General features: G+C 61.8%; 17 protein-coding genes and 5 pseudogenes. 18 read left to right on the top strand and 4 right to left on the bottom strand.

From position 1 onward, the window contains the following. The first annotated feature begins 38 nt into the window (after positions 1 to 38). The 16 genes and pseudogenes from KQ933_RS29940 to KQ933_RS33625 form a co-directional block, all read left to right on the top strand. Entirely contained in the window at positions 39 to 1,055 is a 1,017-nt protein-coding gene (locus tag KQ933_RS29940) for an ABC transporter ATP-binding protein (protein ID WP_216759597.1), read from the top strand. Beyond that, the gene (locus KQ933_RS29935) at positions 1,052 to 2,035 is read left to right on the top strand and encodes an ABC transporter ATP-binding protein (RefSeq protein WP_216759596.1); all 984 of its coding nucleotides are present in this window, start codon (positions 1,052 to 1,054) and stop codon (positions 2,033 to 2,035) included. The genes KQ933_RS29940 and KQ933_RS29935 overlap by 4 nt, the downstream gene beginning before the upstream one ends. Before the next feature lie 9 nt (positions 2,036 to 2,044). Beyond that, a complete protein-coding gene (locus KQ933_RS29930; RefSeq protein WP_216759595.1) occupies positions 2,045 to 2,974 on the top strand; it encodes an ABC transporter permease in 930 nt (309 codons plus the stop codon). Positions 2,975 to 2,985: 11 nt separating this feature from the next. Further along, positions 2,986 to 3,864, top strand: coding sequence for an ABC transporter permease (locus tag KQ933_RS29925; RefSeq protein ID WP_216759594.1), 879 nt, complete (start codon positions 2,986 to 2,988; stop codon positions 3,862 to 3,864). Between the two features lie 33 nt (positions 3,865 to 3,897). Further along, positions 3,898 to 4,641 carry a glycerophosphodiester phosphodiesterase family protein gene (locus KQ933_RS29920; protein ID WP_216759593.1) on the top strand — a complete coding sequence of 248 codons (744 nt, stop codon included), beginning with the start codon at positions 3,898 to 3,900 and terminating at the stop codon, positions 4,639 to 4,641. A 169-nt stretch (positions 4,642 to 4,810) separates the two neighbouring features. Further along, positions 4,811 to 5,371 (top strand): annotated as a pseudogene (locus KQ933_RS29915) (IS630 family transposase); the annotation flags it as partial. A 120-nt stretch (positions 5,372 to 5,491) separates the two neighbouring features. Further along, positions 5,492 to 6,442: pseudogene (locus KQ933_RS29910) on the top strand (IS481 family transposase); the annotation flags it as partial. Between the two features lie 216 nt (positions 6,443 to 6,658). Continuing rightward, a pseudogene (locus tag KQ933_RS33630) lies at positions 6,659 to 6,754 on the top strand (LacI family DNA-binding transcriptional regulator); the annotation flags it as partial. 150 nt (positions 6,755 to 6,904) lie between these two features. Further along, positions 6,905 to 7,840 carry a carbohydrate kinase family protein gene (locus KQ933_RS29905; RefSeq protein WP_253958441.1) on the top strand — a complete coding sequence of 312 codons (936 nt, stop codon included), beginning with the start codon at positions 6,905 to 6,907 and terminating at the stop codon, positions 7,838 to 7,840. 42 nt (positions 7,841 to 7,882) lie between these two features. Next, entirely contained in the window at positions 7,883 to 8,653 is a 771-nt protein-coding gene (locus KQ933_RS29900; RefSeq protein ID WP_216759590.1) for a glutamine amidotransferase, read from the top strand. Between the two features lie 23 nt (positions 8,654 to 8,676). Then, the gene (locus tag KQ933_RS29895; protein WP_216759589.1) at positions 8,677 to 9,447 is read left to right on the top strand and encodes an ATP-binding cassette domain-containing protein; all 771 of its coding nucleotides are present in this window, start codon (positions 8,677 to 8,679) and stop codon (positions 9,445 to 9,447) included. Positions 9,448 to 9,480: 33 nt separating this feature from the next. After that, positions 9,481 to 10,467, top strand: a complete 987-nt coding sequence (locus KQ933_RS29890) for an autoinducer 2 ABC transporter substrate-binding protein (RefSeq protein WP_216759588.1) — start codon at positions 9,481 to 9,483, stop codon at positions 10,465 to 10,467. 59 nt (positions 10,468 to 10,526) lie between these two features. Further along, positions 10,527 to 11,450: an ABC transporter permease gene (locus tag KQ933_RS29885; protein WP_367882531.1), complete on the top strand. Its 924-nt coding sequence runs from the start codon at positions 10,527 to 10,529 to the stop codon at positions 11,448 to 11,450. Then, positions 11,450 to 12,406, top strand: a complete 957-nt coding sequence (locus tag KQ933_RS29880; RefSeq protein WP_216760883.1) for an ABC transporter permease — start codon at positions 11,450 to 11,452, stop codon at positions 12,404 to 12,406. The genes KQ933_RS29885 and KQ933_RS29880 overlap by 1 nt, the downstream gene beginning before the upstream one ends. Before the next feature lie 3 nt (positions 12,407 to 12,409). Further along, positions 12,410 to 13,726: a M20 family metallopeptidase gene (locus KQ933_RS29875; RefSeq protein ID WP_216759586.1), complete on the top strand. Its 1,317-nt coding sequence runs from the start codon at positions 12,410 to 12,412 to the stop codon at positions 13,724 to 13,726. A 345-nt stretch (positions 13,727 to 14,071) separates the two neighbouring features. Then, a pseudogene (locus tag KQ933_RS33625) lies at positions 14,072 to 14,179 on the top strand (LysR family transcriptional regulator); the annotation flags it as partial. Between the two features lie 3 nt (positions 14,180 to 14,182). On the opposite strand, the pseudogene KQ933_RS29870 reads toward KQ933_RS33625, so the two are convergent. Next, positions 14,183 to 14,402 (bottom strand): annotated as a pseudogene (locus KQ933_RS29870) (transposase); the annotation flags it as partial. 65 nt (positions 14,403 to 14,467) lie between these two features. Between KQ933_RS29870 and KQ933_RS29865 the strand changes: the two are divergent. Beyond that, entirely contained in the window at positions 14,468 to 14,719 is a 252-nt protein-coding gene (locus tag KQ933_RS29865) for an antitoxin (protein WP_216759585.1), read from the top strand. Then, entirely contained in the window at positions 14,716 to 15,027 is a 312-nt protein-coding gene (locus KQ933_RS29860; protein ID WP_216759584.1) for a type II toxin-antitoxin system RelE/ParE family toxin, read from the top strand. The genes KQ933_RS29865 and KQ933_RS29860 overlap by 4 nt, the downstream gene beginning before the upstream one ends. A gap of 191 nt (positions 15,028 to 15,218) precedes the next feature. Here KQ933_RS29860 and KQ933_RS29855 read toward each other — a convergent pair whose 3' ends face one another. From KQ933_RS29855 to KQ933_RS29845, 3 genes are all read right to left on the bottom strand, one after another. Further along, positions 15,219 to 16,061, bottom strand: coding sequence for a MurR/RpiR family transcriptional regulator (locus KQ933_RS29855; protein ID WP_216760881.1), 843 nt, complete (start codon positions 16,059 to 16,061; stop codon positions 15,219 to 15,221). A 95-nt stretch (positions 16,062 to 16,156) separates the two neighbouring features. After that, entirely contained in the window at positions 16,157 to 16,834 is a 678-nt protein-coding gene (locus KQ933_RS29850; protein ID WP_216759583.1) for an aspartate/glutamate racemase family protein, read from the bottom strand. A 56-nt stretch (positions 16,835 to 16,890) separates the two neighbouring features. After that, a complete protein-coding gene (locus KQ933_RS29845) occupies positions 16,891 to 17,859 on the bottom strand; it encodes an ABC transporter ATP-binding protein (protein WP_216759582.1) in 969 nt (322 codons plus the stop codon).

Below are 17,859 nucleotides of genomic sequence, written 5' to 3'. Positions count from 1 at the left end.
TCCTCTTTTATGGTGCAAGCGAAAAGCGGGGATGAAAGATGGGCGCGACCGGCTCCAATCTCGTGGAACTGCGTGACCTGACGGTCGCCTTCGACGGCGTGCAGGTTCTCCACGGCATCGATCTCGACGTCGCCAAAGGCGAGGCGCTCGGCCTCGTCGGCGAATCCGGCTGCGGCAAGTCTGTCACCTGGCTTGCGGCCCTCGGCCTGCTTCCGGGCAAGGCCAGCGTTTCAGGCTCGGTGCGGCTGGAGGGCAACGAGCTCGTCGGCGGATCGCGCACGGTGCTCGAAAGCGTGCGCGGCAGCCGCATCGCGATGATCTTCCAAGACCCGTCCAGCTCGCTCAATCCAGTGCTGCGCATCGGCCGGCAGATCTCCGAGGCGCTGTCCGTCCATCGCGGCCTCAGCGGCGAGGCGGCAAAGGCCGAGGCGCTGAGGCTGATCGACATGGTCGGTATTCCCGATGCGCGCCGCCGCTTCGATCTCTACCCGCATGAATTTTCCGGCGGGCAGTGCCAGCGCCTGATGATCGCCATGGCGCTCGCCGGCCAGCCGGACCTTTTGATCGCCGACGAACCGACAACGGCTCTCGATGCGACGATCCAGGCGCAGATCCTTGATCTCCTGATCCGCCTGCGTGCCGAAACAGGCATGGCGACCGTTTTCATCAGCCACGATCTCGGCGCCGTCAGCCAGGTCTGCGAGCGCGTCTGCGTCATGTATGCCGGGCGCATCGTCGAGGAGGGCCGCGTCGAACAGCTCTTCTCCGAGCCGCGCCACCCCTATACGCGCGGCCTCTTCGATGCCATTCCGCGCCTCGATGGCGGCCGCGAACGGCTGATCCCCATTCCCGGCACCGTTCCCAATCCGAAAGACCTGCCGCAAGGCTGTTCCTTCTCGCCGCGTTGTTCACGCGCTGTCGAGGCCTGCCGCAACGAGCGCCCGCCGCTCGTTTCCCTCGATGGCGGCCGCAAGCTCGCCTGCACGCGGCCGGTAGCGGTTGCCGCCGCCGCCGAGACTCTGACGTCCCGTTTCGCCGAAGGCCTGCTGCAATGACGCCGCTCATCGAAGCCCGTGATCTCGTCCGCATCTATCAGATCCGTCGCGGCCTCTTCGACCGCCCGACACCGGTGCGCGCCGTCGACGGCGTTTCGCTCCAGGTCATGCCGGGCGAAACACTTGGCATCGTCGGCGAATCCGGCTCCGGCAAATCGACGCTCGGGCGCATGCTGCTCGGCATCGACGACGCGCAGGAAGGCAGCATCCGCTTCCAGGGACAGCCGATGCCGGCGCGTCATACCGCGGAATGGCGGGCGCTGCGCGCCAGGATGCAGCTCGTCTTCCAGGATCCTCTCGCAGCGCTCGACCGCCGCGTGACGATTGGAAACCAGATCGGCGAACCGCTCGATATTCACAGGCTCATCCCGAGAGAGCACCAGGGCGTGCGCGTAACGGAACTGATGAGGGCCGTCGGCCTCCGCGATGACCAGGCCGATCGTTATCCTCACGAGCTTTCGGGCGGCCAGCGCCAGCGTGTGGTGATCGCCCGTGCACTCGCGTCCCGGCCGAAGCTCATCGTCTGCGACGAGCCGGTTTCGGCGCTCGATGTCTCCATCCAGGCGCAGGTCGTCAACATGATGCGCGACCTGCAGGAAAAGAACGGCATCGCCATGGTCTTCATCAGCCACGACCTGAAGGTGGTGCGCAACATCGCCGACCGTGTCGCGGTCATGTATCTCGGCCGCATCGTCGAGGAGGCGTCCTCGGACGCCATCTTCCGCGCGCCGCGGCATCCCTACACGAAAGCGCTGGTGTCCAGCGTGCCCGTTCCCGGCAAGCCGCTCGAAGGCCGCGTCATCCTGCAGGGCGAGCCGCCCAACCCGGCGAGCCGCCCTTCCGGCTGCGCCTTCCACCCGCGCTGTCCGCTGGCGCGGGACGTCTGCCGTTCCGTCGTGCCGGAACTCCTCGATATCGGCGAGGGCCGCACCGCCGCCTGCCATGTCGTGGCCGGTGAAACAACGCCGGTGGCGGCATAGGAGGCTTCCATGATCCGTTTCGTACTCGTGCGCCTGTTCCGTGCCGTCCTGACCATCATGGCGGTCGTTACCTTCGCCTTCGTCGTGTTGCGCATGTCGGGGGATCCCGCGCTGGTCATGCTCGGGCCTGACGTGCCGCAGGAGGCGGTCGATGCCTTCCGCAAGGCATGGGGCCTCGACCAGCCGCTCTGGATTCAATATCTCGCCTATCTCAAGTCGATCTTGTCAGGCGATTTCGGCGTCTCGATGCGCGACAAGGCGTCCGCCCTCGATCTGGTGCTGGAACGCGTGCCGGCGACGCTGCAATTGACGGTGCCGGCGCTCATCCTCAAGCTCGTCTTCGGCATTCCCTCCGGCGTCTATGCGGCGCTGCACCGGCAAAGCTTTTCTGACCGCGGCGTCATCCTGCTTGCCATCCTCGGCTTCACCATTCCCTCCTTCGTCATGGGGCTGCTGCTGGTGTTGGTCTTCTCGGTCATCCTCGGCTGGCTGCCCTCGGGCGGGCAGGATACCTGGGTACATGGCATCCTGCCGACGCTGACCATGAGCATCGGCGGCATCGGCATCCTCGCCCGCTTTTCGCGCAGCGCCATGATCGAGGTGATGGGCCAGCCGTATATCCGCACGGCCTCGGCCAAGGGGCTGACATGGCGCGATGTGGTGTGGAACCATGCACTGCCCAATGCGGCGGTGCCAATCGTCACCATCGTCGGCTTCATGGTCGGCTCGTTGATCGCCGGCGCGGTCGTGGTGGAATCGATCTTTTCCTGGCCCGGCATCGGTCGCCTGTTGGTCGTCTCGGTCACCAATCGCGATCTCGCGATCGTGCAATGCATCCTGCTGATCATCGCTGTCGCCATGGTCGTATCGAACCTCGTCGTCGATCTGCTCTACGGCTGGCTCGATCCGCGCCTTCGCTCGCATGCGGCCGGACATTGAGGAGAACACCGATGGCACCTGTCGATCTCGCCGCAACGCCGGCTTCCGGAAAGCCCAACCGCCTCGTCTCCTTCCTGCGCCGTAACGTCCCGCTGTCGGTGGCCTTCGGCCTGCTGTGGCTTGCGGCAATGGTCCTGACTGCCGTTTTCGCCGATACCATCCGCCCGTTCAACATAACGGCCATGGATCTGAGCAGCCGGCTTTCGGCGCCGGGCGATGTCAAGCACCTGCTCGGCACGGACGAACTCGGCCGCGACGTGCTTTCGCGCCTCATCCAGTCGATCCGGGTGTCGCTCGTCATCGCCTTCGGTGCGACGATCCTGTCGGCACTCTTCGGCACGCTGCTCGGGTTCCTCGCGGCGCGGTTCCGCGGCTTCGTCGAGCATCTGGTCCTGATGCTTGCCGACTTCCAGGCCGCACTTCCCTTCCTCATCATGTCGCTCGCGGTGCTGGCCTTCTTCGGCTCCTCGATGCTGCTGCTCGTCTGCCTCATGGGTTTCTATGGCTGGGAGCGCTATGCGCGCATCGCCCGCGGCCTCGCGATTGCCGCCGGCGCGCAGGGTTACGCAGCGGCGGTGGTACAGCTCGGTGCGACGCTTTCGCGCGTCTACCTGCATCATATCCTGCCGAACGTCGCCTCGACGCTGATCGTTTCCATGACGCTGACCTTCCCCGAGATCATCCTGATGGAAAGCGGTCTCTCCTTCCTCGGCCTCGGCGTGCAGCCGCCGGAAACCAGCCTCGGCAATATGGTGGGCTTCGGGCGCGAATATCTGACGCGTGCGCCCTGGATCATGCTGGCGCCCGCCGCCGTCATCATGCTGACGACGCTTTCGATCTCGCTCGTCGGCGACTGGCTGCGCGACAAGCTCGACCCGACGATCCGCTAATGCTTACGAAATCAACATGTTGAAGGATATTTCATGACGCTTATCACCGGCCATCGCGGCGCCCGCAACCTCTGGCCCGAAAACTCGCTCACCGGCTTCCGCAATGCTGTTACGCTCGGCGTCGACGCCATCGAATTCGACGTGCACCTGACGCGCTCGGGCGAACTGGTCGTCATCCACGACGCGACGCTGGAACGCACCACCGAAGGCTCTGGCCCGGTGCAGGACCTGTCGGTCGAAGCCCGCAAGGGGATGCTGCTGAAAGGCTCGGACGAGGCCATTCCGACGCTTGGCGAAGTGCTCGAAGTTCTCGCCCCCAATAGAGGCATCGGCCTGCATGTCGAGATCAAGATTGACGAGACCGGCACGCCCTATCCTGACATCGCCGCGCGCGTTGCAGCTGAGCTTTCCCGCTTCGGTGTCGGGGAACGCTCCTACCTGACCTCCTTCGATACCTCCGTTCTGGAGGATTGCCGCCTTCATGCGCCCGATGTTTCGCGCCTCGTCTCCGTTAACGCCGCCTGGGCCGAGAAGCAGGGCGGGCTCACCGCCTTCATCGATCACGTAGACGAGCTGGTAGAGATGGTTGCCATCCACCACGCGCTGATGGAGGCCGCATGGGACCTGATCCGCGCCCGGCTGCCGCTGGAGCGCCTCTGCGTCTGGACCCTCAACGACGAGCCCGGTATCCGCCACTGGCTGCAGCGCGGAATCGGCAGCCTGACCTCGGACAGCCCGGATCTGGCGCTGAAACAGCGCGCCGCCATCGGCGCCTGAGCTTTCACCTCGCCGAGCGTCGGCAGGATCACCCAAACGGAACCTCAGTTCATCCAGATCGACGACGGCCAGCGCAGCGAAGTCTCCGATCAGCTGCGCTAGTAGTTTCCGCTTAACATAAGAGTCCGTGTGGGATTCCCTTTGGCGAGCGCGTATGCGAGTGTGGCGCATGCGCACAGGAATAGCCTTCACCGTTTCGTCGACCGATCGCCAACGCCTGAGAGCCCTCATCAGTGATCGCAATGCGCCGCTGAAGCACGTCTGGCGCGCCGAGATCATCCTGCTGAGTGCCGATGGCGTCGGCACCGTCGAGATCATGCGACAGACCGGCAAGTCGAAGACCTGCGTGTGGCGCTGGCAGGAGCGCTTCGCCACTGAAGGCTTCGAGGGTCTCTTGCGCGACAAGACGCGCCCCTCGCGTATTGCGCCGCTCGGGCCGGAGATCAGCGAGCAGGTGGTGGCGCTTTCGCTTGCCGAACCGCCGGGCGAGACGACGCACTGGACTGCCGACATGATGGCGGCCGAGGTGGGCGTCAGCGCCAGCGCCGTGCGTCGCATCTGGAAGGCGCATGGTCTCCAGCCCCACCGCTGGCGGGCCTCCAAGCTCTCCAACGACCCGCAGTTCGTCGCCAAGCTCAAAGACGTTGTCGGCCTCTACGTCGACCCGCCGGCCCATGCCATCGTGCTGTCGGTCGACGAGAAAAGCCAGATCCAGGCGCTCGACCGCACCTGACATGCCACTGAACTTTCATCCAGCGGCGACTAGCTGTGAGCTTTCAGGAGGTTGTCCATTCGGTCCCGGTCAGGAAAGCTGAGGTTGTCGAAGCTTCAGTGATTCCCGGAGGACCGAATGAACATCCACAAGAATGCCCGTTTGACGCCACGGCGTCGAGAGGAGATGGCGCGCTGCGTTGTTGAAGGCCGTCTTTCCAAAGCCGTTGCGGCGCGGACCTACGGCGTGACCTCGAAGGTCATGGCGCGCTGGGTGTGGCGTTTCCAGGCCGAGGGCCGCGCCGGCATGGCCGACCGCTCCTCGCGGCCGACAAGGAGCCCGAGACAGACCGCGGCGGCGATTGCCGACGAGATCGCGACGCTGCGTCGCCAGCGGCTGACGGGCAAGCACATTGCCAAGCAGACGGGTGTGTCGGTGGCGACGGTCAGCCGGGTGCTCAAGCGGGCGGGTCTTTCGCGGCTGAAGGACATCGAACCGGCCGAGCCGGTGCGCCGCTACGAGCGCCAGAGCCCTGGCGAGATGATCCACATCGACATCAAGAAACTCGGGCGTTTCGACCGTGTCGGCCACCGCATCACCTGCGACCGCACCGGCCAGTCCAACAGCCGCGGCGTCGGCTGGGAGTTCGTCCATGTCTGCATCGACGACGCCTCGCGCGTCGCCTTCTCGCAGATCCTGCCCGATGAGAAAAAGGAGAGCGCCGTCGCCTTTCTCAAGGCGGCGGTCGCCCATTATGCCAGCCTTGGCATCACCATCGAACGGGTGATGACCGACAATGGCTCCTGCTACCGGTCGAAGGTCTTCGTCAAGGCCCGCCGCAAGCTTGGCCTCAAACACATCCGCACAAAACCCTATACGCCCAAGACCAATGGCAAGGCCGAGCGCTTCATCCAGACCGCGCTCAGGGAATGGGCTTACGCCGTCGCCTACCCAACCTCAGACCACCGCGTCGCCGAACTGCCGGCCTGGCTCCACCGCTACAATTGGCACAGGCCTCACGGCAGCTTAAAATCCCAAACACCAATCAGCAGACTCGGCCTGGCCGAGGACAACCTGTTGAGGCTCCACAGCATCCCACATTCAAGTCCATGCTTCGTTAAGTTGACGATGCCCCAGCGCCAATTGAAATGATTTCAATAACGCCCGCTAGTGGAAATCAATGCCTGCCTAGGCCAACTCTTGAAATGCGCTTCCCATTTAACACAGCTTGTTAGTATTTCTTTCTTTTGACGGCGTGACGCACCGCTTGTACCGTTGAAACGCTTCAATGGAGAAGTAGCTGCTATGCGGAATGGTCGCCCTACGATAAGTGACGTTGCTCGTGCCGCGGGGGTTTCTCTTGGCACCGTCTCGAATTTTCTCAATGGTAACGTCCCCGTCCGACCGGAAACGGGTGAGAAGGTCCAGCAAGCAATTCAAAAGCTAGCTTACAGACCGAGTCTTTTCGCAAGAGCCTTACCTCTTCGTGTTGCCGAGAGGATGAAGTCAACGCGCTCATTGCCAAGGCTTTTGGTCGTGGGACACATATGTGTGGACTACCTATGCCGGGTACCTGTTCTACCGCATCGCGACGACCGGGTGGCCGCCCGCCATATCGAGAAGGCTCTCGGCGGCCCGGCTGCCAATCTTGCGGTCGCCGCCGTCGGTGTCGGCGACGATTATTCCCTGCAGGTCGATCTCGCGACCGCTGTCGGCGACGATGGCGACAGCGAATGGGCACTGGCCGAACTCATGGCGCGCGGCGTCAACGTGCTGCCGATCCGCCGACCGATCAACAACCGCCTGCCGCGCGCGATCGTCATCATCGAGGGCAACGGCAGCCGCACGATCATTCACGAGACCTTCGAACTCAGCGAAATCGACCTGACCGCCAATATGGATGTCGAGACGCCGCAAGTTGCGTCCTGCCTTCATATCGAAGGATTTCACTACGAGCGCATGATCCCTTCGATCCAGCGTTTCCGTGATGCCGGTTGGCGCGTCAGCCTGCACACGGCCGGACTGCCCGAGGGGTCGCGCACCCCTGAGGCATTCATCGACCTCGTCGGGCGCATCGACCTGACTTTCGTCAACGACGAGACGCTGCGCGAGATCTTCAACATCCGCACCCCGCTCGCCTCGATGATCGAGGAAGCCCGGCGGATCTTCTCGCGCCTCAGGACGCGCGGCGACATCGTGCTGACGCTCGGCGAATTCGGCGCGGCCGTCTTTCGAAAGGGCGGCGGCGCGCAGATCGAAGTGCCGGCGCTGCCAGTCGACCGCGTCGATGCGACCGGTGCCGGCGACGCCTTCGCCGGCGTGTTCCTGAGCCTTTGGCTGCATGGCGCTTCGCTGGAAGAGGCCGCGCGTCACGCAGCCATCGGCGCCAGCCTGACCACGACTGCCGAAGGTGCGCAGGGCTACACGGCCAATGCCGCACGATTGAAGGAATTGCTGTCCGCCGTCGAAGTGCGCCGGGCGATCTGAATCGGGGCTCACCCCGGACAATTCAAAGACAAGGAGAGGTTCATGACGAAGAAAGTGCTGCTGGTCGGCGAAAGCTGGGTAAGTTCGGCTACCCATTACAAGGGGTTCGACCAGTTCGGCAGCGTCACCTTCCATCTCGGTGCAGAACCGCTCGTCGCCGCCCTGAAGGGAAGCGAGTTCGACGTCGACTACATGCCGGCGCATGAGGCCGTCGAGAAGTTTCCCTACACGATGGATGGCCTGACGTCCTATGACGCAATTATCCTTTCCGATATCGGCGCCAATTCGTTGCTGTTGCCGCCGGATGTGTGGCTGCATGGCAAGCCTGTCGCCAACCGTCTGAAGCTTATCCGCGAATGGACGAAGAAGGGCGGCGGCCTGATTATGGCCGGCGGCTATTTCTCCTTTCAGGGCATAGACGGCAAGGCGCGATGGCGACGCACGCCGGTCGAGGAGGCTCTCCCCGTCACCTGCCTTCCCTACGACGATCGCCTGGAAGTACCGGAAGGCTTCAAGGCGATCGTGACGGGCAAGTCGCATCCCATCCTTTCCGGCATTGATGGTGAATGGCCGCTGTTGCTTGGCGCCAACGAGGTCGTCGCCAAGGACGGCGCCGGTATTGAAGTGCTGGCAACCTTGCCGCAGGACGAGGGCTCGCACCCGCTGCTGGTCACGGGTTCCCACGGCAAGGGCCGCACAGTCGCCTGGACTTCCGATATCGGACCACACTGGCTGCCAAACAGCTTTGTCGCCTGGCCGGGCTACGCGACGCTTTGGCTCAACATCCTGCGCTGGGCCGTGAAGTCGATCTAGCGGACGAAAAGGAGCAAACCGACATGACAGATCCCCTCCTCAGAGCCGCCGGAATAGGAAAGCGCTTTGGCGGACTGACCGCTCTGGCTGACGTAGATGTGGATATCCACGCGGGCGAGGTGCTGGCGTTGCTCGGCGACAACGGCGCCGGCAAATCGACCTTCGTCAAGGTTCTGGCAGGCGCCCACGCGCCGACCAGCGGTGAACTGCTGATCGAGGGCAAGCCTGTCAGTTTCACCTCGCCGAAGGACGCCGCCACCGCCGGCATCGCGACGATCTTCCAGGAACTCGCCCTTTCGGAAAATCTCTCGATCGCCGAGAACGTCTTTCTCGGGCGCGAACTGAAGCGGTCGGTCCTCGGCATTCCCTTTCTGCGCCGCCGGGAAATGCGTCAGCGCGTCGACAATCTGATCGATGAACTGGATGCGCATATCTCCGATCCGAACGCGGCCGTCGGCAGTCTGTCCGGCGGGCAACGCCAGGCGGTCGCCATTTGCAGGGCGCTCAATCTCGACGCCAAGTTGGTCATCATGGATGAGCCGACGGCAGCGCTCGCCGTCGCCGAAACCCGTAAGGTGCTGTCGCTGACCCGCAAGCTCGCCCAGCGCGGCTGCGCCGTCGTCATCATCAGCCACAACATTTCCGATGTCTTCGAAGTCGCCGACCGGATGGTCGTCTTCCGCCGCGGCCGCAAGGTCGCGGAACGCAGGCGCGATACCACCGATCCAGAAGAGATCGTCTCCCTCATAACAGGCGCCCATCCCGACGTGCGGGCGCTTGAAAAAACAAACTAAAAAATGCGCGTCACTTCCAGAGGATCAGAAACCATGTTCAATCGCATCACCAAGACGCTGACGATTTCAGCCTTCACGCTCGTCACCGCAACCGCCGTTTTCGCAGCGGACAAGCCAAAGGTCGCATTCGTGCCCCAGCTTGTCGGCATTCCCTATTTCAACGCTATGCAGGACGGCGGAAATCGCGCCGCCAAGGATCTCGGCGTCGACTTCGTCTATACCGGCCCTGTCGACACCAATCCGGTCGATCAGCTTCAGATCGTTCAGAGCCTGATAGACAAGGGCGTCAACGCCATTTCCGTCAGCGTGCTCGATGCGTCAAGCATTGCCCCGGTCGTCAAGGCGGCCGAAGCGAAGAAGATCAAGCTTTTCACCAGCGATAGCGACGCGCCCGACAGCGGCCGCGCCGTCTATGTCGCTCAGGCGACGGACCAGGGTCTCGGCAACACCATCATCGATGAGCTGGTCAAGCGGGTCGGGCCGGATGCCAAGATCGGCATCGTCTCGGGAGAGGCGACTGCATCGAACCTGAATGCATGGATCGGCTTCATGCAGGAGGAAGCCAAGATCAAATATCCGAAGCTGACGCTTCTGCCGCCCCAATATGCCGGCGGCACCGCCGAGCGCGCCGCCCAGATCGCCGGCGACATGATGACGGCAAATCCCGATCTGAAGGGAATCATTGGCGTCGCCTCCTCGACATGCCCGGGCGTCGCCCAGGCAATAGAGACGGCAGGCAAGATCGGTTCCGTCATCGGCACCGGCTATTGCAGCCCGAATACCGCCCGCAGCTATCTGAAGAGCGGCGCCTTCGGCTTTACGGTCCTCTGGGATCCGGAAAAGCTCGGCTATCTGACGGTCTGGGCCGGCAAGCAGCTCGTCGACGGCAGGTCGTTCGAGGCTGAAAACAAGGTTCCGAGCTTCGATGAGCCGGTCTCCTATGACGCCAAGAAGGGCATCCTCCTGCTGGGACCGCCGGCAGTCTTTACCGCTGACAACGTCGACAAGTTCAACTTCTGAGCAGAGCGATGCGACGTCTGATCGGTAGCAATACGTCCATGAGTGCCCGGGAGTGGTGCTTGCTCGCCGCGATCCTCGTGGCGGTGGCCATCTTCTCCCTCGCATCGCCCTATTTCGCATCCTTCGCGAACGCCGGCACAATACTGCGCAACAGCGTGGAATTGCTGCTGTCGGGTCTGGGGATGACGTTGATCCTCGCCATCGGCGGCATCGATGTTTCCATCGGTGTCGTCATGGGCCTCGCCGCGATCGCCATCGGTCGCGGCCTTGGCGCCGGATTTCCGCCCCTTGTGGTCGCCCTGTCGGGGCCTGTTGTCGGCGCCTTGCTCGGGCTGGTTACGGCCTCGGTGGTCGTGCTTGGTCGCATTCCGGCGATCGTCGGCACACTCGGGTTGCTCGGGGTCTACCGCACCGGCATATTCGTGCTTCTGGGCGGGCAGTGGCTCTCAGGCCTGCCGAAATCTCTGACGGACTTCCTGTCGGTCTCGCTTGCCGGCATACCGCTGAACGCGATCGTCATCGTGCTTGCCTATCTTGTCATCTGGCTGGTGCTGCGGCGGACACCCTTCGGTCTGCATCTGCTCTCGATCGGCAATTCGGAAGACAAGGCACGACTTTCAGGCGTTGCGGTCGTCAGAGTCCGCTGCGCTGTCTTCGTCATCGCCGGAGCGCTGACGGGGCTTGCGGCCACCTTCTATGTCGGCACCTACCGCAATGTCGAAATGTCGATCGGCAGCAATCTGGCTCTTGATGCGGTCGCTGCCGTCGTGCTCGGCGGCACCAGCATCCTCGGCGGCAAATGTAGCCTCGTCGGCACGGTGTTCGGCGTGCTCCTGCTGCGCATATTGCAGAACGGGCTGCTGCTGATCGGCGTGCCCTCGTTGTGGCAGCCGGTGGTGGCCGGCGCTCTCCTCATCGGGACGCTTGCCTTCGAGGTCATGGCCCATCGATTGAAATTCTCCGATATCAAGTGGGCGAAGTGATGAAGAACCGATGCACGCTGCAGGGTACCCATCTCATCCTTTCCATCCTTGTGGCATTGTGGATCGTCCTCGTGGCCGGGGTCGCCGTCTTGCAGCCATCGACGCTCAATGCCTCGACGGTCACCACCGTGCTGCAATTCTCGACCATCCTGGCGCTCGCCTCGCTCGGTCAGGCGCTTGTCGTGCTTGCCGGAGGCGCCGGCATCGATCTCTCGGTCGGCGGTATCGTGTCGTTGACGGCTGTCGCCGGCCTGATGCTCGTCCGGCTCGGCTTGCCGCCGGGGCTGCTGCCTTTCCTCTGTCTCCTATTCGGAACAGTCCTGGGCTTGATCAACGGCTGGCTCGTGACACGCCTTGCCATTTTACCACTGATCGCCACGCTCGGGACCTTCTTCATCTATTCGGGCCTGGCGCTTGCTGTGACAGGTGGTGCTGCGCAGTCAGGCGTGCCGGACTGGCTGCTTGTCTGGGGGCGGGGCATCGTGGCCGGCTTCCCCCTTCCGTTCCTGACCATTGCTCTTCCCGCCTTTATCGCCACGGCAATACTTCTCAATGGAACTGCCTGGGGCAGATGGATCTATGCGATGGGCTTCAACGAAAGGTCCGCGCGGCTGACCGGCATCGCGGTCGATCGCGCCCGCATGATTATCTATGCGGCAAGTGGTTTGCTTTGCGGTGCCGCCGGGCTTGTTTCAATCGCCTGGCTCGGAAGCGGTCGGCCGAATATTGGCCAGAATCTCGAACTGGCATCACTAACCGCAGCCATGCTTGGCGGCATCCTCATCACGGGAGGACGCGGCGGCGTCGGCGGCGTGCTCGCAGCCGTGATCCTGCTCGTCACCCTGCAGACGAGCCTTTTGCAGCTTGGCGTCAACACCGTCTGGCAGGTGGGCATCGTCGGCTGCCTGCTGATCTTCGTCCTGCTTGCCGAACGCCTTTCCCAACGCTGGAGATAAAATATGACCTCACTGCAACAGACCATCGCCGGGCTCGTCGAAGCGCGCTCGGACAAGATCGTCGCGACCTTGAGCGACCTCGTCCGCTTTCCCTCCGTCGTCAAATCAAACCCGAAGGAGGCCGGTCCCGGCGAGCGCGACTGCCAGCTTTATCTGCAGAAGCGCTTGGAAAAGCTGGGTTTTACTACCGATCTCTGGGATCCGGACGGTCCGGCACTTTATGCCAAGTATGAAGGCCGGCCAGGTGCCAACAAAGGACGTACCTTCGAAGGCCGGCCCAATCTCGGCGGTACGCTTGCCGGCATCGGTGGAGGCCGCTCGATCATGTTGACAGGCCATATCGACGTCGTTCCGCCGGGTGCCATCGATCATTGGGCGACCGATCCCTTCGACCCGGTCCTTAAAGAAGGTTTCCTTCATGGTCGCGGCACCGTCGACATGAAGGGTGGCGTTGCCTGCATGCTGATGGCGGTCGAGATCCTGGAGGAGTTGAAAGTACCGCTTTCGGGAGACATCGTCTTTACGACCGTTGTCGACGAGGAAATCGGCGGCATGGGTTCGCTTGCAATGGTCGATCGTGGCTTCAAGGCGGACGCCGGTATCATGACCGAGCCGACCGGCAACAAGATCGCGCCGCTGTGCCATGGAATCCTGTGGGGCAAGATCATCATCGACGGCATCGGCGGCCATGCTGAGCTGACGCCGAATGCGTGGTATTCCAGCGGTCCCGTCGACGCGGTCCAGCTTTGCCGCCAGATGCTTGACGGTATCGACATCCTCAATCGTCGCTGGATGTTCGATCCCAGGAAGAACCACCCGCTGATGGATCTGCCGAACCAGATCATCGTCACCCAGATGTCGGCGGGCGAACATCCGTCGTCGATGGCCGGTCGCGCGGAGATCATCATCGACGCGCAATATCTTCCAAGCGAAAAGGACGAATTCGGCCTCGGCGGCAAGGTCAAGCGTGAGATTGAAGAGCATGTGCGGCATGTGTGCCAGGCAGATCCCTACCTGCGCGCGCATTTAGCTCGGGTAGAATGGATTCTCGATGCCGATTGCGCAGAGATCCCGGCCGACAGCTCTTTCATCGGCATCTTCCAGAACGCGGTGAAGACGGCTGATCTCGATCCGGTCCTCTCCGGCTTCGGTGCCCATAGCGATATCGGTCTGCCGACCGGCCTTGGCAACACGCCGACGGTAAACTTCGGCCCGGGCGATCCAGCTCTGTCGCATCAGCCGAATGAACGCGTCTCGGTCCGTGATCTCATCGATTGCACCAAGGCGATCGCCTTAGCGATCGAGGAATGGTGCCGCTGAACGGCTAAAGTTCCCTAGGCCGGCGGAATAGCCATCCAGGACGTTAAACTACAAGCTGCTGGCGGCGGTTTCGATCGCCGCCAGGTCGCCTCAGCGCCGACACGGCCCCGGGGCAGCCAGGTGACAGGCCGTTGATTGACCGTCTTCCCGACAATATTGGGGTCAGAACAAGATGGGATGGTTGCCGTTCCACAACTCGCTCACCGCAGCGTTGGGTAATCCGGCTACCAGTATGACGTTCCTAAAATGTGCGTTGTCGTCAGAGCTGCCGTTGTTGCAATCGGAACAAGTGGCAATTGCTATCCTTTGAAACTTGCTTGTCGATTTGGATGAGGGATCGAGCGACCGGTATTAAGCCTTGCGTCGTTCATGATGGTTCGCGACGCCGTTCGCGCCGGTGTGGGCGTGGCGCAGTTACCCTTGTCGCTTGTCAGCGCCGACCTGGCCGCCGGCACGCGCCGGGACGACTTCTTCCTGCGATGCAATGGCCGTCAGCGCACCCTGCACCGCAAGTTTGCGCCAGGCGAACAAGTGGTTCGGCTGAATGCCATGACGCCGAGCAACGATGCTGACTGTGACATCAGGCTCGTAGTTCCCGGATTATCGCGAGCTTCTTCGCGGTCGGCCAGCGGCGGCGGCGCTCAGGGCCGGACAGCACTTCTGTCCGGAGATTTATGGGGTCGCTACACACATACCCACATATGTGCTAATGTGGGTTTTCTCAGTTCAGGAGCACGTTAGATGAGCCGATTGACGATCGACATAACGGACCAACAACATCAAAGCCTAAAGGCGCTGGCCGCTTTGCAGGGCAAGACAATCAAGCAGTATGCACTTGAGCGCCTCTTTCCCGGTGACACAGACGGAGAACGAGCCTGGGAGGAGTTGAAGACGTTGATGAACACGCGCGTCAATGAGGGGCTCGCCGGAAAAGTGTCGACCAAAACCGTAGGTGAGATCCTCGACGAGGAGATTGCCGAGCGTCGTGCTTGACGGCCTACATTCTTACTGCAGAGGCGGAAGCGGATCTACGCTCGGTAATCCGCTACACACGTGCGCAATGGAGTGCCGCCCAGGTACGCCGCTACGTCTCGGCTTTGGAGCGAGGTATCGCAAACCTTGCCGAGGGCGAAGCTCCTTTCAAGGATATGAGCGCGCTTTATCCGGCGTTACGAATGGCGCGATGCCAGCATCACTACGTCTTTTGTCTGCCTCGAGAGGATGCGCCTGCCCTCATCATGGCGATTCTTCATGAACGAATGGATCTCATGAAGCGATTGGTTGATCGTCTGAACGAATGATGTTTGGACGCAGGCGAGATTCCTGAGCGCAAGACCGATAAATCGTTGTTATCGCTTGGTCAAAAAGGGGGCCGTCGGTTCTGCTCCCATCACGAGCAGTGAGACTCAAAACGTGGGGAACTGCTGCGGGGTCGACTCTATTTACAGCTTCGGGCTCACACCCCCATGCCAATTATCGAAGTTAAAACGACTTATAATTCTTCGAGATTTTCGTTTAGAGCCTCAATGTCGCGAAGGCGTTTTCGACCTTCAACCCCGGCTTTTTCGAAACACCGGCTAATCAGCAAATGGCACAACGCCATCACCGAGGTGTGGTTGAACAACGGGCCGGGCGCAAGTGTCTGGCATTGGAAGTGCCAACCAGCGGCGGTCTCGAAGGGTGCGCTTTCGTCGGTAACGTACAGAAGATTTGCCTTCGATCTCCGAATTTGTTCGAGAATTGCGTCCATCTGCGCAATTCGTCGGCGCATAGCAAAGACCACGACGATGTCATTCTCACGAAGGCTCACGAAGTGTTCGCCTAGCGTCTGCCCAGAACCGGGGATGGCGACAATGTTTTCAATGACCTGGATCAGTTGCCATTGGAGATACGAGGCAAATGGGTGACTGCTTCGAAATCCGACAACCCAGACTTTTCGCGCATTGAGGATTGCGTCGGCTGCGGCCTCTATCTGACTGTCAGGAATAGAAATGAACGTCGCTTCAAGGTTGGCGATGCCTTGGGCTATATGTGCCTCTACCGACTGGATCGACGCAGCGTTGGCCGAACTCGTGAGAAAAAGCCGGGACCCAGTTTGCTTTTCCTCCCGCGCGTGGCGGCGGGCTTCCTCGTAGGTCTCATAACCGAGCCGCTGGATGAACCGCGTGACAGTGGCCTTGGAAACGTGCGCGAGCGCCGCAAGTTCCTGTGCTGAATAGCTCGCGAGTTCGCCGGGAAAATCGCAAACGAACTCAGCCAATCGCTTTTCTGCCGGATGGAGGTTGGGAAGCGCCTCTCTCACGCGAAACAGGAACGAACGATCTTTCGGCACAATACTCTCCGCGACGTCTCCAGGCGGCGGACTTTCCTTCGCAATCTCCCGATTTGCAACCGGAAAACTCAAGCTGCCGTGCCGAAGCGACCTGGTCATTACACCAAACTCGCAGCGACTGATTCAAGAGGAAACATCCGCTTGAGGAGGAGTTTAGTGGCTGATTCAATCGGGGCGATCACCGGCGCGGACAGCTGTTGCTGAAGTTGGACCGCTGCTCTGCCAAGCGGCCCGCCGCCGATGACGACCACCTCGGCGCCATCAAGCTCCAGGCACTCCTTGACGGCAATGGTGAGGGCCGTCTGCAGCCGCTCCGGGTCGGAAGAGAGAGAAATTGGGTCCCCGCTGGTCAATCGAGTGCCGGTGAAAAGGTTGGCAAGCCCGAGGCTCACCGCCTTTGCCGCGAAACCCTCGACGAGATCTGGTGTGACGGTCGCAATGCCAAACCGTCGTCCGCCGAACGCAGCTTCCAGCATGCTTGCCTCGCATATGCCGATTATGGGTATATCGGTCATCTGCCTCAGCTCTTCGAGGCCAGGATCCCCGAAAGCGCTGACGATGATGCCATCGGCCCTTGCCGCCGCGGTCAACCCCATCTGCACGACGCCGTCGGCGGAGGCGGCAAGCTCTCTGCTGTTGAGGATCATCGATACGCCTCTTGCTGCGGTCACGCCTTCGATCGAAATACCAGCAGGAACAGACTGACGAGCGATATCGGTCATCATCGCCGTGGTCGCCTCCGATGTGTTTGGATTGATGACAACGATGTGTGTCATGGTGCTTTGGACGCCGCAGCCGGGCGTCCACCTCCCTTTAGTGTGTTTCGGGTTTCTCAGCGGTATAGGAGACAGGCAACCCGGCCACCCCGTTCCGCGGCGACGAGTGCCGGAACTTCGGTGCGACAGGGTTCTGATGCCTGCGCGCATCGTGGCGCAAACGCGCAGCCCGGTGGCATGTTGGCCAGATCTGGCGGCGCGCCCGGAATGGTGATCAGCCGATCGCGGCCGTTTGCAAGTTCGACGCGCGCGCCGAGCAGCCCTTTTGTATAGGGGTGTTTCGCGTCGCGGATGATGTCTTCAACGCGCCCCTCTTCGACGATCCGTCCCGCGTACATGACCGCGATGCGGTCAGCGACCTCGGCCGCAACGCCGATATCATGGGTTACGAAGATGACGGACAATCCATACTCCTTCTGCAATTCACGGATGAGCAGCAGGATCTGGATCTGTACGGTGGCATCCAGCGCCGTCGTCGGCTCATCGGCGAGAAGGACCTTTGGATTGCACGCCAGCGCCATGGCGATCATCGAGCGCTGCAACATGCCTCCCGACATCTCGTGCGGATAGTTTCGAAGGCGCCGCTCCGGCGAGGGAATGCGAACCTTTTCAAACAAGGCAAGCGACCGGGCAGTCGCGGCGGAGCGAGAGATCTTTTCATGGCGCATGATCGTCTCTTCGATCTGCCGGCCAAGCGTGTAGACCGGATCGAGGGCAAGACGCGGCTCTTGAAACACCATCGAGACGACGGCGCCACGCAGATTGCCGAGTTCGCGCGTCGACAAGCCAGTGACATCGCGTCCGGCCACCGACATAGTCCCGCCGATCGTCGTCCCCTTCGGATGCATGCGAAGCAGCGAGCGCATGGTGACGCTCTTGCCGGACCCAGACTCTCCCAGGAGGGCCACGACCTCGCCAGCCCTTACCTGGAGGCTGACGCCATTGACGGCCTTTACCGGCTTGCGTCCTCGATTGAAGGTAACCGATAGGTTCTGGATATCGATCACAACATCGGATTGCGTCAT

Origin of the sequence: Rhizobium sp. WYJ-E13 (assembly GCF_018987265.1) — a bacterium.
In the GTDB taxonomy this organism is placed as follows: domain Bacteria; phylum Pseudomonadota; class Alphaproteobacteria; order Rhizobiales; family Rhizobiaceae; genus Rhizobium.
The sequence above is the reverse complement of the archived record's forward strand: the minus strand, read 5'-3'. Positions and strand labels throughout refer to the sequence as shown.

Excerpts from the sequence above, each read along its gene's own strand:
- KQ933_RS29940 (WP_216759597.1), top strand. The coding sequence starts at position 39 with ATGGGCGCGACCGGCTCCAATCTCGTGGAACTGCGTGACCTGACGGTC.
- KQ933_RS29935 (WP_216759596.1), top strand. The coding sequence starts at position 1,052 with ATGACGCCGCTCATCGAAGCCCGTGATCTCGTCCGCATCTATCAGATC.
- KQ933_RS29930 (WP_216759595.1), top strand. The coding sequence starts at position 2,045 with ATGATCCGTTTCGTACTCGTGCGCCTGTTCCGTGCCGTCCTGACCATC.
- KQ933_RS29925 (WP_216759594.1), top strand. The coding sequence starts at position 2,986 with ATGGCACCTGTCGATCTCGCCGCAACGCCGGCTTCCGGAAAGCCCAAC.
- KQ933_RS29920 (WP_216759593.1), top strand. The coding sequence starts at position 3,898 with ATGACGCTTATCACCGGCCATCGCGGCGCCCGCAACCTCTGGCCCGAA.
- KQ933_RS29900 (WP_216759590.1), top strand. The coding sequence starts at position 7,883 with ATGACGAAGAAAGTGCTGCTGGTCGGCGAAAGCTGGGTAAGTTCGGCT.
- KQ933_RS29895 (WP_216759589.1), top strand. The coding sequence starts at position 8,677 with ATGACAGATCCCCTCCTCAGAGCCGCCGGAATAGGAAAGCGCTTTGGC.
- KQ933_RS29890 (WP_216759588.1), top strand. The coding sequence starts at position 9,481 with ATGTTCAATCGCATCACCAAGACGCTGACGATTTCAGCCTTCACGCTC.
- KQ933_RS29880 (WP_216760883.1), top strand. The coding sequence starts at position 11,450 with ATGAAGAACCGATGCACGCTGCAGGGTACCCATCTCATCCTTTCCATC.
- KQ933_RS29875 (WP_216759586.1), top strand. The coding sequence starts at position 12,410 with ATGACCTCACTGCAACAGACCATCGCCGGGCTCGTCGAAGCGCGCTCG.
- KQ933_RS29865 (WP_216759585.1), top strand. The coding sequence starts at position 14,468 with ATGAGCCGATTGACGATCGACATAACGGACCAACAACATCAAAGCCTA.
- KQ933_RS29850 (WP_216759583.1), bottom strand. The coding sequence starts at position 16,834 with ATGACACACATCGTTGTCATCAATCCAAACACATCGGAGGCGACCACG.
- KQ933_RS29845 (WP_216759582.1), bottom strand. The coding sequence starts at position 17,859 with ATGACGCAATCCGATGTTGTGATCGATATCCAGAACCTATCGGTTACC.